Raw genomic sequence first — 15,318 nt, forward strand, 5'->3', positions numbered from 1 at the left:
ACTGTTTACGAATTGGCGACAATCGGGATTGAACGATGGACAAGGTGGCCAGCCTAAAGGCCTTCGTGAAAGTGGTGGAAACCGGCAGTTTCTCGGAGGCGGGCCGCCAGCTACGCCTGTCCAGGTCGGCGATCAGCAAGTACGTCGGCGATCTCGAGGAAAACCTCGGTGTGCAGCTCCTCAATCGGACCACGCGGCATGCGAGCCCGAACGAGAACGGTCAGCTCTATTTCGAACGCGCGCTCGTCATCCTTTCCGAGATGGATGCCGCCGACCAGGCCGTCACGCATTTGCAGTCGGCCCCACGCGGACTTCTGCGCATCAATGCGCCGATGTCCTTCGGCACCATAAAGCTGGGCCCGGCGCTCGCCGACTTCATGCTCAAATATCCGGAAATGCAGCTCCAACTCGTGCTGAGCGACGACCTCGTCGATCCCGTCCAGGACGGTTTCGACGTGACCCTTCGTATCGCCGAGCTCGAATCCTCCAGCCTGATCGCGCGGAAGATCACGCCTATGCCGAGGGTGATCTGCGCATCGCCGGACTATCTCGAGAAGCACGGCATGCCATCGCACCCGCGGGACCTTCGCGATCACATCTCCCTGACGTACGGCTTCCTGCTCACCGGCAACCAGTGGAAGCTGACTGGTGCCGACGGAGAGCACTGGATCCAACCCGCCTGGTCCCTGTGCGTAAACAACGCCGAGGTGCTACGCGACGTCGCCGTCAAGGGAAGGGGAGTGGCGTTGTTACCCGAGTTCATCGCCGGTGAGGCGCTGAAGAGGAAGCAACTGCAGGCGATCTTGAAGGGCTTCTCGGCGCCACCACTTACGCTGTATGCGATCTACCCGCCGACACGACACCTGTCGGTGAAAGTCAGGCTTTTCATCGATTTCCTCGTCGAACGCTTCGGGCGCGAACTCGATGCCCGAGGAAGTTGAAATGGCTTCCAAGACTTCCGATCCATCGCCTCGGATATATCCCCCGTCGGTCTCGTTCGTGCGAAGAGCCGGCCCGATCGCGGTCGCTGCCGGCAGCGCGGACAGCTTCGCCGAGACCGAAACCTGGCTACTGGAAGAGGCCTCCGCCGAGCGGCAGATGATCGAACTCCTGGTTAAGCTGATCCGTCGAATGAAGGTGGCTGGCTCTTCGGTCGATCGACTTACCCTGCACATCGGCACGCTTCACCCCCAGCTTGTCGGTTTCGCGTGGGTCTGGAACGCCGACGATGGCTTCTGCGACGAGGTGCGGGTCGCTGACGCGACTGTCGATTCCGATGCCTACAGACTCAATCCGCTGCAGCGTATCGTCGAGACCGGCGAGACGATACGACGAGCGCCGAACGAGAGGTCGGCGCAGGACGAATTTCCGCTCATGATCGAGCTCGCGGCCGCCGGCATGACCGACTACGTTGCGATTCCCTTGTCGGGTCTGGACACACGTAACGTGATCACCGTCGCGACAAAAGCTAGCGGCGGCTTCGCCGGGGCGGAAATAGATTCATTGACCCGGCTCTTCAAACTATTCGCCTTGCATGTGCAACGGCACAGCGAGTTGAAGATCTCCGAAAACGCGTTGGCAGCCTACCTTGGTTACGGCGCCGCTGCCAAGGTGCTCGAAGGCGCAATCAAGCGCGGTGCAGGAGACTCGATCCGCGCCGTGATTTGGGTCTCGGACCTGAAGAATTTCACGCAGATGTCGGACGTTCTGGCCCCGGCCGACATGCTGGTGCTGCTGAACGCCTACTTCGAAGCGATGGCGAGCGCCGTGGCCGCTCACGGCGGCGAAATTCTCAAGTTCATCGGTGACGGCATGCTCGCCGTCTTTCCGGTGAAGATCGGCGTCGCCGAAGCGTCGCGCGCGGCCGTCTCGGCGGCGAGGGAGGCAATTGCCAGACTCGAAGCTTCTAATCGGAAAATCCGGGTCGCGTCCGACGCCGAAGGCCACCCCTTGCTACGCGCGGGCATCGTCCTTCACGAAGGTGAGGTCTTTTTCGGCAACATCGGCGCCCCGGATCGCCTGGACTTCACGGTCATCGGCGCAGCCGTCAACGAGGCTTGCCGCGTGGAAGCGCTCACCAAGACGATAGGCCGGGACCTGCTCATGACGGAAGCCGTCGCCCGACACGTTCCCCATGATGTCGAGTATCTCGGTGAGCACCAGTTGCGAGGAATCTCCGCCCGGATGTCCGTGTACGGAATGGCGGGATGACGACTTCATTGGTCCGGCCGCTGCTCGTCAGCAGAAGGAGCCTCCATGGCTGCCGTCGACCTCCTCGGTTCTGCCAGCACTAAGCTCGCGTAGCGGTCTCTCTGCTGACGGTCTTGAGCGTCGGATAGTCGAGGTATCCGGAATCCGAACCGCCATATATCCCGAACGGTTGCGGTGAGTTGTAGGGGCCGCCGGCTCGAATCCGCGCCGGAAGGTCCGGATTGGCGAGAAAGAGACGACCGAAAGCAACCGCGTCCGCCTTGCCGGAGTTGACGATCCGGGCGGCGCGCTCGGGGGTGATACCTGCGTTGACGATGAGCGGCCCGCGATAGTGTGCGCGGAATATCGGAAGCATCCTTTCGTAGTCAGGCGCCCCGGTCCAGGCGTTGGTGTCGGCGAGGTGCAGGTATGCAAGTCCGGCAGTCTCCAGCCATTGCGCGAGTGGCCCATAGGTCTCCTCCGGTTTCGGGTCCCGCGTGCTGTTGTAATCGGCGAAGGGCGATAGACGCAGTCCTATCCGCGAACGTGGCATGACATCGGAAATCGCCGAGACAATTTCCTGAAGCAGCCGAAACCGTCCTTCGACACACCCGCCATAGTCGTCGGTTCGCAGATTGATGGCCGGGGACAAGAACTGATGTATCAAATAGCCGTTGGCGCCGTGGATCTCGACGCCATCGAATCCTGCGCGAACGGCGTTAGCGGCCGCGAGCCTGATTCGTTCACGACGCCTTGAATCTCTCCGAGAGTTATCGCGCGCGACGGCGTAGCGGTGATCCGCACATATGCGCCATTGGCAAGGAGCGCCCACACCTGCAGCCGATCCAGATCGTCGTTCACGCCCGACGGAGACGGCGGTTGCTTGTCGGACAGCAGGCCACGCGCACTCGCGCGTCCGGCGTGCCAGAGCTGCGCGACAACGCGCCCCCCTTCTTTGTGGATACGACCGACGACCGCTTTCCATCCCTCGGTCTGTTCGTCGGTCCACAGACCGGGCGTCCGGTCGAACGCGAGGGACATCGGTCCCACGTTGACGCCTTCGGTAATGATGAGGCCGGCGCTCGCGCGCGCGGCGTAGTATTCCGACGCCGAGGGATTGATGATGCCCCGCTCGTCGGCGCGCGAGCGCGTCATCGGGGCCATGACTATCCTGTTGGCGAGATCGAGATCGCCCAGGGTCGTCGGATGAAAGAGATCTGCCATATTTCACATTCCTTCGAGTTTCGGATCCTGGTCGATCGGGCTAGTCCGTGCTTCTTTCGCGCGACCAGCGATTTCCCAGCGCAAGACCGTATTGGTAGAGAGCGCTCCCGTATTCGAGCTGCAGCCGCTCGGTGGACTGGAGCGCGACGTCGACGTTCGCGCGCGCCGACTTCAGAGCGCGTGCGAGAACGGAGGCCTCGTAGGCTGCCTTGGCGGTTTCCCCCGCGGTGTGGGGGCGTGCGACGAACGCTGCGTCGCCGGCCAGCAGGATTCGACCGAACAGGGTCTTCGGCACCGTCACGTCGAGGATCGTCTGGAGGAAAGGATCGCGCGTTTCCGAGATTAGTGCGGCCATCTTCGGACGAAGCTCGCGCAAGGCACGCGCCTTCAGCGCGGCAACGGTGCTCTGCGGCGTCGTACCTCGCGGAAGCGAGGATCGATGCCGTACGCCGTTCCTGTCGGTTAGCACGTCGCGAGGTCGGCGAGAGCGACATGCACATACCAGACCCAATTGAGGCGCCGCGATCCGGTCGTGACGGCGCCGTCTTTTCCAGGGATGAAATACGCAAGCATGTGGCCGCCGCTGCGGGCCTCGGAGAAAGTGAAAAGGTCGTCGAAGAAGGACAGAAGATCGGGAGGCACGTCGCGTTCATCCAGCGTGCCCCTCCAGGCAACGTAGCCGGCATATCCCGCCTCGACGCCGGGAAGCATTGCTCGCCTCGTTGCGGAGCCCGAACCGTCGGCGGCTACGAACAGATCGCTTTCGACCACGGTGCCGTCGCCGAGGGTCGCCGAGACCTTGGAGCCGGTCTGGATCACGGTCGTCACGTCGGAGCCCGCGCGATAGCATTCATCCGGAACGGCGGCCCGCAGCGCTGCGTGGATGGCTTCCCAGGAGGTGAATTCCTGCGGCATCTCCTGCAGGACACCGTCTCCGCCGTTGTGATCGAGATATCGCCTCCCGCGGCAGGACGTGAAGGGGAGTGGGCGTACGCCATTTTCCGCGAAAAATCGGGTCAGTTCGCGTTGGACAACGATCCCGGCTCCTCGGGCCATCATCGGGCCGGGCACGCGTTCATGAACCCTTATGGTCGCGCCGAGCCTTCGAAGCGCAATGGCGTTGCAAAGCCCGGCAATCGACCCGCCCCTGATCGTAACAGTGAAGTCATGATCGGCATGCCAACTCATCCGCCACTCCCGATTTGCAGCTTCGAATGGGTCCGTCACGTCAGTGACGCGATGCCTTGCCGGGTCGGAACGAAAGCGTCGGTAGCTGCAGGAGCAGACCCGCTGTCGCAAGCGCAGCCCCGTAGCCGCAGACGCCGAGCCAGGACAGATGCGCGTATGCCCAACTTGCCCCGAGCGATCCGAGTGAACCGCCGACGAACATTGCCGTCATGAACACGGTGTTCAGCCTGCTCCGTGCCTCCGGACGGAGCGCGAAGATCAGGTGCTGATTTGAAACCAGCGCAGCGTTCACGCCGACGTCGAGCAACACCACCCCGACGACCAATCCCGCGATGACGTCCCAGCCCGCGAAGACGATCCAGGAGGAAAGCGATACGGCGGCCGCGATCACAATGACCAGGTGCGGACCCCGCTTGTCGGCCACTCGACCTGCGAGAGGCGCAGCGAGGATGCCCGACGCACCGATGACGCCGAACAGGCCGGCGATTTCCGGTCCGAGTCCGAATGCGGCTTCCTGAAGGTGCAGGGACAGGACGGTCCAGAAGGCGATGAATGAGGCGAACAGCATCGCTTGCGTTGCCGCCGCCAGTCGAAGCGCCGGTTCCTCTACGAGCAGGTGAACGAGCGAACGCAGCGCGGCAGGGTATCCGATGCTTTGCGTCACATGGTGGCGCGGCAGGATCAAACGGACCAGTACGGCAGCGCCGAGCGCCAACGGGACGCCGAGCCAGAACATCTCGCGCCATCCAAAATGCGATCCGACGAACCCGGCTATCGTGCGGCTGAGGAGAATGCCACCCAAGATTCCACTCACGACCGTTCCAACTGCGGCGCCCCTTGTGCGGTCATCGGCAAGCGTCGCGGCGAATGGGACGATCTGTTGGGCCACGGTGGCTGCGACGCCCAGCACGAGCGATGCCGCGATCAACGCAAGCGTGGACGGAGCGACGGCGGCGAATGCTAGAGCCGCCGCTAGAGCGACGAATTGCACGGCGATGAGACGCCGTCTCTCGACAAGGTCGCCCAAGGGAACCAACAAGAGGAGACCAACCGCGTAACCGAATTGTGTGGCTGTGGGTATGAGACCGATTGTCGAGGAGTTCGGGTAGTTTGCCTCGATCAGGCCGAGCAGAGGCTGGTTGTAGTAGATGTTTGCGACCGCGATCCCGGCGCAAACCGCCATGGCGAACGTGCGCGCGCGGGTGAGTTCGGGGACCTGTTGGTCCGTCGCAATCGTTGACGTTGACATGGCGGCAAATCCTCGTTTCGTCGGCACGCAGTCTCGGTTCCGCGCGCCCGACACTTGACCTCGAGCACGATCGAGAGTTAATTATCAATCGATAAATAACAAGGGATCGTCAAAGATGGATGGCTCCTATGTGCCGATGGCTGCGTCGGCACGTGGCCGCAATGGTCTTGGCGATAGCCGCCTTGTCCGCGCGCTCGCTTTTCAGGCGGAAGAGTGTTCGTTCGATCCTTACGCTGCGGACGCGCGAGCGTATTGGATTCCGTGCGCACGCTTTGGATTGGCTCGTCGAGCCGTGATCGGGACATTGTGCAAGTCCCGCATGAAACTGAAAAGATGGCGCCAGTACCGGCCTGATATCGCGATCGCATCTCGGAGGGGAGGGCGATGAATCTCAGGTCCGTTCTGCTTGCACTGCTTGCCATTGGAGTGATCGGCGGGACGGTGTCACTTTTTTGTGCGTTGGAATCGCCAATTCCGCCCGTCGATGCGCGGTCGCTAGGCGAGCCGGATCGTGCAGCGGTGCGCCGCGGAGCCAGTCTTGCTCTCCTTGGAGACTGTGCCACATGTCATACCGCACCCGGCGGACTCCCATACGCCGGAGGGCTTGCGATGCCGACGCCCTTCGGAACGATCTACTCCACCAATATCACACCCGATCCGGAGACGGGCATCGGGCGCTGGTCGGAGCAGGCCTTCATTCGTGCTTTGCGGTCCGGCGTGGATCGTGAAGGTCGCCACCTCTACCCGGCTTTTCCGTACGACCATTTCACGCGCGTATCGGACGACGACGCGAAGGCGTTGTACGCCTTCTTCATGTCGATCGATCCGGTCAAATCATCGGCGCCGCCCAACGAGCTTCCGTTTCCTCTCAACGTTCGTCTGACGCTGGCCGGCTGGAAGCTTCTCTTCCTTCGTCAGGCGCGGTTCGTCGCGGACCCATCGAAGGATGAGAGGTGGAATAGAGGGAAGTATCTGGTGGAGGGACTCGGCCACTGCGGCGCCTGCCATTCCCCCCGAAATCTCCTCGGTGCGGAAAAGACGTCGGCCGGTTTCGCAGGAGGCGAAGCCGAAGGTTGGCGCGCCTATGCGCTCGGTCGAAGCTCACGATCGCCGGTCGCATGGGACGAAGCCGCCCTGGCGGACTATCTCGCGCGCGGCTGGCACGCTTTGCATGGGACCGCTCAAGGACCCATGGCGAACGTGGCCAACAACCTCTCGCAGGTCGACCCCGCGGACGTAAGGGCAATGGCCCATTATCTTGTCTCTCTCGGCAAAGGCGAGGGGCGGAATGATGTGGAGAGGACTCGTTCTGGTCCGGGACGCTTGCCGCAGGCCGGCGGCGCTCAGGCGGCGACGCCCTCCATCCCATCAGAGCCGGGCGGCGCGATCTACGCCACCGTCTGCGCGTCGTGCCACGATGCCGACAGACCCTTGCCGCTAGGCGGCTCGAGACTCGATCTCTCCACAGCGGTTACGGACGAGGTGCCCACCAACCTGGTCAATCTGGTGGTGCGGGGAATACCGGCGGCTAGCGGCGCTTCCGCACGTCCTATCATGCCCGGTTTCGGTGATGTCCTAGACGACCGGCAGATCTCCGATCTTGCCAACTATTTGCGTACCCGGTTTGCCGGAAAGCGGCAGTGGGACGGGTTTGCGAAAGCGGTCGCGAAAGCAAGAGGTGGCCGGTGAGTCGGACCGAACAAGGACTTAGGAGGCTCGGTAAAGCAACATGACAACTTTGATCGTCAACGGCGAGCGCCGATCCATCGAGGCGAGCCCTGACACTCCGCTGCTCTACGTTCTCAGGGACGAACTCGGTCTGAACGGCGCGAAATACGGTTGCGGGCTCGGGCAATGCGGCGCCTGCACGGTCATCGTCGATGGCAAGGCCGTCTTCTCCTGTGTAACGCCGGTGATGGTGTTGGAGGGACGGACGGTCACCACGTTGGAAGGAATCGGGAGCCAGGACGCGCTTGGCCCGATGCAGCGCGCCTTCATCACCGAGCAGGCCGCACAATGCGGCTACTGTATTCCCGGCATGATGATGCGTGCTCATGCGTTGCTGAATCGCGATCCGCACGCCACCGATGAGTCGATCAGAGCGGAGCTGCAGCCTCATCTTTGTCGATGCGGCACGCACATGCGAATCTTGCGTGCGATCCGGCGCGCCGCAGAAGAGATGCGGCCGAAGACGGCCGACGCGAGGACGGAACGATGACGCATGCTGTCTCTCGGCGCAGCGTTCTGGCCGGCGCCGGTGCGCTCATCGTCGCCTTCCGGTTTTCCGGGGCGTATGCACAGACCGAAACCGGCACGGGTGCAGGACCCTCGAAGCACGGTTTGCCGGGAAGCCTCGACGACAACCCGAGAATCGACGCCTGGATTCGCATCGACGCGTCGGGCGCCGCGACGATCCTCACCGGCAAGGCCGAACTCGGACAGGGCCTCAAGACCGCGCTTCTTCAGGTCGCGGCAGAGGAACTCAAGTTGCCGCTCGATCGGCTCTCGCTGGTCACGGCCGACACCGCGCGGACGCCCAATGAAGGCTACACGGCTGCCAGCCACTCGATGCAGGACTCCGGCACCGCGATTCGGAATGCGGCGGCGCAAGTGCGCGAACTGCTCCGGGACGAAGCGGCCCGCAGATTCGGCGTACCCGCCAGCTCGCTGCAGGTACGCGACGGCGAGGTGTTTGGTGCTGACGGCGTGCGGCTTGGTTACGGCGAATTGGTGAGCGATCAACTGCTGTCGGTCGACGCTAAGCCGATCTCGCGCTTGACCTCGCCGGCAGACTTCACCGTGATGGACCGACCCGTGCCAAGGGTCGATATTCCCGCCAAAGTGAACGGTGGGGCTGCCTACGTCCAGGATCTACGTCCAGAGGGGATGCTGCACGGTCGCGTCGTTCGCCCGCCGAGTTACGGCGCCACGTTGCGGGACTGCGATGTCGCGCGGGTCGAGCGGATGAGCGGCATCGTCGAGGTCGTGCGGGACGGCAATTTCCTCGGCGTAATTGCGGAACGCGAATGGGCCGCAGTGCAGGGAATGCGAACTCTCGCGGCCACGACGAATTGGATCGAACGGCAGGAGCTGCCGGACGAGGTGGATTTGCCGGCCGCGCTGATGAAATTGCCTTCGCGCGACACCACGATTCACGACACGGGAAATCCCGGCGGGCCGGGAATCCTGGTCGAGGGGACCTTCAGCAGACCTTATCTTACGCATGGATCGATCGGGCCGTCCTGTGCGCTTGCGCAGTTCGAGGACGGGAAGCTCACGGTTTGGACGCATACCCAGGGCGTGTTTTTCCTTCGCAACGCGATCGCCGGCATGCTGCGGATGCCCACCGAGAACGTGCGCTGCATCCATGCGGAGGGTGCCGGCTGCTATGGCCACAACGGCGCCGACGACGTCGCGGCCGACGCGGCGATGCTGGCTCTGGCAGCACCCGGTCGGCCGGTCAGGGTCCAACTGATGCGTGAACAGGAGCACGCGTGGGATCCGTTCGGGCCCGGCATGGTGGTCAAGCTGAACGCGGCGGTCGGCGCGGACGGCGCGATTGCTGATTGGCACCACGAAGTGTGGAGCCAGTCGCACATGATGCGACCCGGGCCGCCGGGCACGCTGATCGCGGCCCGACTGAAGTCGGACGCTTTCCCGCCCGCGCCACCCGTAGCCCTTGCGCAGCCCGAAGGTGGCGGTGACAGGAACGCAATCCCGCTCTACGCGATCGCGAACTGCAAGGTGATCAGCCACTTCCTGCCCGACATGCCCTTGCGCGGCTCTTCGATGCGCTCCTTGGGCGGTTATCTAAACGTCCTCTCGATCGAAAGCGTCCTCGACGAATTGGCGGTTCGTTCACGTCAGGATCCCGTGGCGTTTCGGCTTCGGCACATCGAAGATCCACCCGCGCGCGATGTCATCGAGAAAGCGGCCTCGCGTTTTGGGTGGACCGCACGGGCCAAGTCCTCGGAAGGCACCGGGTTCGGGTTCGGCTTTGCGCGCTACAAGAATCTCGAGGCCTGGTGCGCGGTGGCCGTCGAGATCGAGCTTTCCCGGCTAAACGGTGTCATTCGTGTCCGTCGCATCGTGGCGGCGGTGGATACGGGGCAGATCGTGAATCCGGATGGCGTCCGCAATCAAATCGAAGGTGGCATCCTGCAGGCGATGAGCTGGACGCTCTTCGAGCGGGTGACGTTCGACCGTACTCGCGTCACATCGGTGGACTGGTCGGCCTATCCGATTATGCGGTTCGATCGCGTCCCCGAGTCGGTCGAAGTCCATCTGGTGGATCGGCCGGGCGACGCCTTCTATGGCGTCGCCGAGGCTGCGCAAGGGCCGACGGGAGCAGCCCTTGCCAACGCAATCAGGGATGCGACAGGCGTCCGGTTCCACGATCTTCCCATTACGTCGGCGCGCATAAAAAGAGCGATAGGGCCGTGATTGGCTAGAGCGTTTTCGAGCGAAGTGGACACCGGTTCGCGTGAAGAAAACGCGTCAAAACAAGAATCTAGAGATTCGGTTCTGATTCAATCAGAACCGAAAATGCTCTAGCCCTTTTCCTTCGCCGGCAGAACGGAGCGGACGCCGCCGAGGAACGTCGCCACCTTCGCATCAATGATCGAATTGACGTCCGTTTCGAGCGGCATCGAATAGATGAACTGGCGTACTCCGAGATAGAAGATCGCCGCATGAAGCCCCCACACCATCTCGATTTCGAGAACGGTGACCGGGAGTTCGCGGGTGGAGGGACGTCCGTATTCGAGCCTGATCTCCTCGATCACCTTTTCGAACGCGCGTTCGCGCAGCATTCTGAGATAGCGGGCGTTCAATCCTAGGTCCTTCAGGCCTGCGAACATGAACAGGCGGATCCACTCATAGGTGAGAATGACCTCGGCGTACTCGTGATAGAACTGGATCAACCTGGTCTTAAGGGGGACCGAACGATCGGTGATGATTTTCTCCCACGACGGCTTCCAGCGCTCGACGAAGACCTCCTGATAGACCCGCTCGATGAGGGCTTCCTTGCTCGGAAAATAGCGATAGAGCAGGGGCTGGGTGATACGCAGGCGCCTCGCGAGTTCGCGGGTCTGTCCTTCGAACCCGTGCTCGGCGAAGAACGAGACCGCTTCTCGCGCGATAATGGCCTCCCGCTCGGACGGGTCCAGCCTCTGCTGCTCTCGGATAGGCGTTCTGGGACGCGCTCTGTTCGGCTTCTTCACACCTGATTCGTGGGCTTGAGTGCGGTTCTGCAACTTCATACACCGATTTCCCGTCCTGTCCGATCCCGCCAGCCGGTTCGTCACTTTTTGTTTATCGATCGATAAATAGTTATTGACTCAAGTCAATGTCGCCTCGATAATTGATCAAACGATAAATAGCGGCCCGACAACTCCCGTCCGACCGCACCGCAAGGGAGGCTGCTCATGACGAACGATGGCTGGACGGGCAAAACGCGGCCGAAAGCACTGGTGATCGGCGGATCCATGGCCGGACTGTTCGCGGCATTGCTGCTGCGCCGGGAAGGTTGGAAGGTCGACGTATACGAACGTATCGGCGCCGAACTGGCAGGCCGAGGCGCGGGAATCGTCACTCATCGCGAGTTGTTCGAGGTATTGGGGAGAGCTGGCATCGACACGGAAGCGGCCGCAGTCGGGGTCGCCGTCCCGGGGCGGCGCGTGCTCGATGGCAGCGGCCGCATCGAGGGCGAGCTCAAGTTGCGTCAGGTCCTCACCTCGTGGGGGCACCTCTATGGGCTTCTGAGGGCAGCCTTTCCGGCGGAGAACTACCATCACGGCAAGAACCTTGTGGAGGTTGCGGAGGTTGACGACCGCGTGGCGGCGCGGTTTTCCGACGGCTCCGAAGCTTCGGGAGATCTGCTGATCGGCGCGGACGGCATTTTTTCGTGCGTCAGGGCGCAGCTCGCTGCGGATGTCTATCCCAGATATGCCGGCTACGTCGCGTGGCGCGGCCTCGTCGAGGAACGAAAACTATCGCCGAGGACCCGCGCGGAGCTGTGCGACTGGTTCGCTTTCAGCCTCCCTCCCGGGGAGCAGATGCTCGGCTATCCCGTCGCCGGCGCCAACGAAGAGATGGATGTCGGCGAACGTCGCTTCAATTTCGTTTGGTACCGTCCGGCCGACTCCGGCCATGGGTTGGCCGATCTCCTGACGGACATCGACGGCGTCCGGCACGAACTGTCGATTCCGCCGATCCGGATACGCCCCGACGTGATCGCCTCGATGCGTCGGGACGCGGAGCGACTGCTTGCACCGCAGTTCGCCGAGGTCGTCCGCCTCACGGACCAGCCGTTCATACAGGCCATCCTCGATCTCGAGACGTCGCGAATGGTCCTCGGACCCCGAACGGTGATCCTGGGCGATGCGGCTTTCGTGGCTAGGCCGCACGTCGGAATGGGAGTGACGAAAGCTGCGGGAGATGCGGCCGCTCTGGTCGACGTATTGCGGGCCCATCCGCGCGATCTGCCCGCCGCGCTCGCGAAATTCGAGTCGACCCGGCTTCCGTTCGGAGCCGCGGTCGTTCGCCGCGCCCGCGATCTCGGCGCCTACATGCAGGCGCAGATTGCCACTGCCGAAGAACGGGCGATGGCGGAACGCCACCGCACCCCCGAGGCGGTGATGGCGGAGACCGCTGTCACGACGGGAATCGCTGCGTGACCGAATTCAAAAAAGGAGGAGGGGACCAACCAATGGACCTACAGGCCATTCAGAATAGTTCCGCGTTCAGACAGCTCGCGAGCGAGCGCGCGCGCCTCGGCGTCGGCATGTCGATCGTCATGACGGTCGCGTATTTCGCCTACATTCTGACCGTCGCATTCTGGCCCCGTTTGCTCGGGCATCCGCTGTGGAGCGGCACCGTGATGACCTGGGGCGTGCTGATCGGCGTCGGTCTGATCGCCTTCGGATTCCTGCTGACCGCTCTCTATGTCCGGCGGGCGAATTCCCGTTTCGATCGGCTCAGTCAGCTCCTGCTGGAGGATTTTCGATGATTGCGCGCTCGGGCTACGCAGCCTTTACCGCAACCGCAGTCGCACTTGCTTCTGAGCCTGCGGCGGCGGACGCGCTGACTTCCGCGGGCGGCGCTCGGCAATCGCTGAACGCAACGGCGATTGTCATGTTCCTCGGCTTCGTCGCGGTCAGTCTCGCCATCACACTATGGGCGGCGAGACGGGGCACGAACACGGCAAAGGATTTCTATGCTGCGGGTGCCGGTCTCAAAGGCGTCCAGAACGGGCTCGCAATTGCCGGCGATTACACCTCGGCCGCAACGTTCCTGGGTGTCACGGCGCTCGTCTACACCTCGGGCTACGACGGCATGATCTACGCGATCGGCTTTCTCGTTGGCTTTCCGATGATCCTGTTCCTGATTGCGGAGCCGCTGCGCAACCTCGGCCGCTATACGTTCGCCGACGTCGCGGCGTATCGGCTCTCCGAAGTGCCGGTTAGGGCGGTTGCCGGCGTCAATACCCTGGTCATCGTGGTCTTCTATCTGATCGCGCAGTTGGTCGGGGCCGGAAAGCTCATCCAGCTATTGTTCGGACTTCCGTACATCTACGCGGTCGGCATCGTGGGCGTACTGATGATGGTCTGACTGTCGGAGGCATGCTGGCGACGACTTGGGTGCAGATCATCAAGGCCGTGCTGTTGATGTCGGGCTCGGTATTGATGTCGGTTCTGATTCTCGGACATTTCGGCTTCAGTCTGGAGGCTCTGTTCCGGGAAGCCGTCGCCTTGCATCCAAAAGCCGACGCAATCATGGCCCCCGGCGGTCTCGTTAAGGATCCGGTGTCGGCGATCTCTCTCGGATTGGCCCTGATCTTCGGTACGGCCGGACTGCCGCACATCCTCATGCGCTTCTTCACCGTCAGCGACGCTCGTGAGGCTCGCACGTCGGTGCTGGTCGCAACGGGATTCATCTCCGTCTTCTACAGTCTGCTTTTCGTGCTCGGCTTCGGCGCCATCGCGATCGTTTCGGCGAATCCCCAGTTTCGGGATGCGTCGGGCGGGCTGCTCGGGGGCGTCAACATGGTGGCCCTGCATCTGGCGGATGCCGTCGGCGGATCGCTGCTGCTCGGGTTCATCTCCGCGGTGGCATTTGCGACCATTCTCGCCGTCGTGTCGGGGCTGACGCTCGCGGGCGCTTCGGCGGCGAGCCACGATCTTTACGCGCGCGTGATCCGCAGAGGTCGTGCGAGCGAGCAGGAGGAAGTGCTCGTATCGAAGGCGGCCGCAGTCGCAATCAGCGTGCTTTCGATGGGCCTGGGCGTCCTGTTCGAGAATCAGAACATCGCGTTCATGGTCGGACTGGTGTTCGCGATCGCCGCGAGTGCGAACTTCCCGGTCATACTGCTCTCGATCGTCTGGCCCGACCTCACGACGCGGGGAGCAGTGAGCGGATCGCTCGCCGGCTTACTGGCATCAGTCGGGCTGGTCGCTCTCAGCCCGGGCGTATGGACCGCCACGTTCAAGCTCGGGCCCGCGCCGTTTCCTTACGACAATCCAGCCCTCGTCTCGGTTCCGCTGGCCTTCGCCGTGTCCTGGGCGGTGTCGGTGCTCGATCGCAGTGCGGCGGCTGCCTCGGTCCGCGCATCGTTTGGCGCGCAGCATGTTCGCGCGCAGACGGGCCTGGCCGTCGAATGATGCTTCTCGGAGAACCCAACTCAAGGAGAAACCAAAATGAACGCTAATGTGGTCGAAAAGGGCTGGGCCTCTTGGCCCGATGTCATTCGCAAGGAGTTCGACGCCAATCAATTCAACGGCCGGGTCGGCACGCGGCTCTTGTCGGAAACGGACCGCGTACGCGTCTGGGAAATTCGGCTTGCTCCGGGCGAGCGCATTGGATTCCATCGCCATGTACTGGACTATTTTTGGACTGCAGTGACGCCGGGGAGGGCGCAGTCGCATGCGGAGGATGGGACGATCGTCGAGGCCGTCTATTCGGCTGGCGAGACCCGTCACTTCGTCTATGGAAAAGGCGAATACAAGATCCACGACCTCGAAAACGTCGGAGATGCGGATTTATGGTTTACGACGGTTGAGTTCCTCGACAGCGCCAACAAGCCTTTGGAACTTGGCCGCTAAGTCCATCGCGAAGCGTGAGGAGTGTCGCGCAATCTACCTCGCGACAGAAAGCCATCGATCAGAATTCGAATCCATAGGCCGAGCGTTCAGTAATGGCCGCTCAATAGGGACTGCCGTTGCAGAACGATGGAGCGACCAATGGCAAGCGATTTCATAGAAAGGGTCGCTATAGTCGCCAAGCGGACGTTTGAGCTGATGGCCATGTAGGCGAAAGGCCAAAAGCCACCATGAGGACTGAATGTCCGTCGTCAGATAATTTGAGACAGATCAAGCTTTTCGAGAAGGGAGGCTCTGGCTCATCAGGGGTTAGAGTTTAAGCGGCCTGCAGCTGATGCTGCAAGCGGCGGTTTGCGATAGTGACAAGCT

12 protein-coding genes and 2 pseudogenes are annotated in these 15,318 nt (G+C 62.4%); 9 read left to right on the forward strand and 5 right to left on the reverse strand.

The window, feature by feature from the left end:
* Window positions 1-35 precede the first annotated feature (35 nt).
* Both ACZYOF_RS21595 and ACZYOF_RS21600 read left to right on the forward strand, forming a co-directional pair.
* Complete coding sequence (locus tag ACZYOF_RS21595; RefSeq protein ID WP_282532057.1) at window positions 36-941, forward strand: LysR family transcriptional regulator; 906 nt, start codon at window positions 36-38, stop codon at window positions 939-941.
* Window position 942: 1 nt separating this feature from the next.
* The gene (locus ACZYOF_RS21600; RefSeq protein WP_463717043.1) at window positions 943-2,211 is read left to right on the forward strand and encodes an adenylate/guanylate cyclase domain-containing protein; all 1,269 of its coding nucleotides are present in this window, start codon (window positions 943-945) and stop codon (window positions 2,209-2,211) included.
* A 79-nt stretch (window positions 2,212-2,290) separates the two neighbouring features.
* On the opposite strand, the gene ACZYOF_RS21605 is transcribed toward ACZYOF_RS21600, so the two are convergent.
* The 4 genes and pseudogenes from ACZYOF_RS21605 to ACZYOF_RS21620 form a co-directional block, all read right to left on the reverse strand.
* A complete protein-coding gene (locus tag ACZYOF_RS21605; RefSeq protein WP_463717051.1) occupies window positions 2,291-2,929 on the reverse strand; it encodes an oxidoreductase in 639 nt (212 codons plus the stop codon).
* The gene (locus tag ACZYOF_RS21610) at window positions 2,854-3,414 is read right to left on the reverse strand and encodes an oxidoreductase (RefSeq protein WP_463717044.1); all 561 of its coding nucleotides are present in this window, start codon (window positions 3,412-3,414) and stop codon (window positions 2,854-2,856) included. The genes ACZYOF_RS21605 and ACZYOF_RS21610 overlap by 76 nt, the downstream gene beginning before the upstream one ends.
* Window positions 3,415-3,454: 40 nt before the next feature.
* Window positions 3,455-4,602: pseudogene (locus ACZYOF_RS21615) on the reverse strand (FAD binding domain-containing protein).
* Window positions 4,603-4,642: 40 nt separating this feature from the next.
* On the reverse strand, window positions 4,643-5,851 hold the full coding sequence (locus ACZYOF_RS21620) for an MFS transporter (RefSeq protein WP_282532061.1): 1,209 nt from the start codon (window positions 5,849-5,851) through the stop codon (window positions 4,643-4,645).
* A gap of 384 nt (window positions 5,852-6,235) precedes the next feature.
* On the opposite strand from ACZYOF_RS21620, the gene ACZYOF_RS21625 reads away from it, so the two are divergent.
* Genes ACZYOF_RS21625 through ACZYOF_RS21635 form a run of 3 tightly spaced genes read left to right on the forward strand, consistent with a single transcriptional unit; the run spans window position 6,236 to window position 10,294 of the window.
* On the forward strand, window positions 6,236-7,540 hold the full coding sequence (locus tag ACZYOF_RS21625; RefSeq protein ID WP_463717045.1) for a c-type cytochrome: 1,305 nt from the start codon (window positions 6,236-6,238) through the stop codon (window positions 7,538-7,540).
* A gap of 40 nt (window positions 7,541-7,580) precedes the next feature.
* Window positions 7,581-8,069, forward strand: a complete 489-nt coding sequence (locus tag ACZYOF_RS21630) for a (2Fe-2S)-binding protein (protein ID WP_394569346.1) — start codon at window positions 7,581-7,583, stop codon at window positions 8,067-8,069.
* On the forward strand, window positions 8,066-10,294 hold the full coding sequence (locus ACZYOF_RS21635; RefSeq protein WP_463717046.1) for a xanthine dehydrogenase family protein molybdopterin-binding subunit: 2,229 nt from the start codon (window positions 8,066-8,068) through the stop codon (window positions 10,292-10,294). The genes ACZYOF_RS21630 and ACZYOF_RS21635 overlap by 4 nt, the downstream gene beginning before the upstream one ends.
* 107 nt (window positions 10,295-10,401) lie before the next feature.
* On the opposite strand, the gene ACZYOF_RS21640 is transcribed toward ACZYOF_RS21635, so the two are convergent.
* The gene (locus ACZYOF_RS21640; protein ID WP_463717047.1) at window positions 10,402-11,112 is read right to left on the reverse strand and encodes a TetR/AcrR family transcriptional regulator; all 711 of its coding nucleotides are present in this window, start codon (window positions 11,110-11,112) and stop codon (window positions 10,402-10,404) included.
* Between the two features lie 165 nt (window positions 11,113-11,277).
* On the opposite strand from ACZYOF_RS21640, the gene ACZYOF_RS21645 reads away from it, so the two are divergent.
* The 4 genes and pseudogenes from ACZYOF_RS21645 (at window position 11,278) to ACZYOF_RS21660 (ending at window position 14,952) form a co-directional block, all read left to right on the forward strand.
* Window positions 11,278-12,528 carry an FAD binding domain-containing protein gene (locus ACZYOF_RS21645; protein WP_463717048.1) on the forward strand — a complete coding sequence of 417 codons (1,251 nt, stop codon included), beginning with the start codon at window positions 11,278-11,280 and terminating at the stop codon, window positions 12,526-12,528.
* Complete coding sequence (locus ACZYOF_RS21650) at window positions 12,525-12,860, forward strand: DUF485 domain-containing protein (protein ID WP_463717049.1); 336 nt, start codon at window positions 12,525-12,527, stop codon at window positions 12,858-12,860. Before ACZYOF_RS21645 ends, ACZYOF_RS21650 begins: the two co-directional genes overlap by 4 nt.
* Window positions 12,857-14,511: pseudogene (actP, locus tag ACZYOF_RS21655) on the forward strand (cation/acetate symporter ActP). The gene ACZYOF_RS21650 and the pseudogene actP overlap by 4 nt, the downstream one beginning before the upstream one ends.
* A 36-nt stretch (window positions 14,512-14,547) precedes the next feature.
* Window positions 14,548-14,952 carry a cupin domain-containing protein gene (locus ACZYOF_RS21660; protein ID WP_282532068.1) on the forward strand — a complete coding sequence of 135 codons (405 nt, stop codon included), beginning with the start codon at window positions 14,548-14,550 and terminating at the stop codon, window positions 14,950-14,952.
* Window positions 14,953-15,318: the final 366 nt, after the last annotated feature.

The sequence above is a fragment of the Bradyrhizobium sp. LeoA1Lang genome (assembly GCF_055413685.1).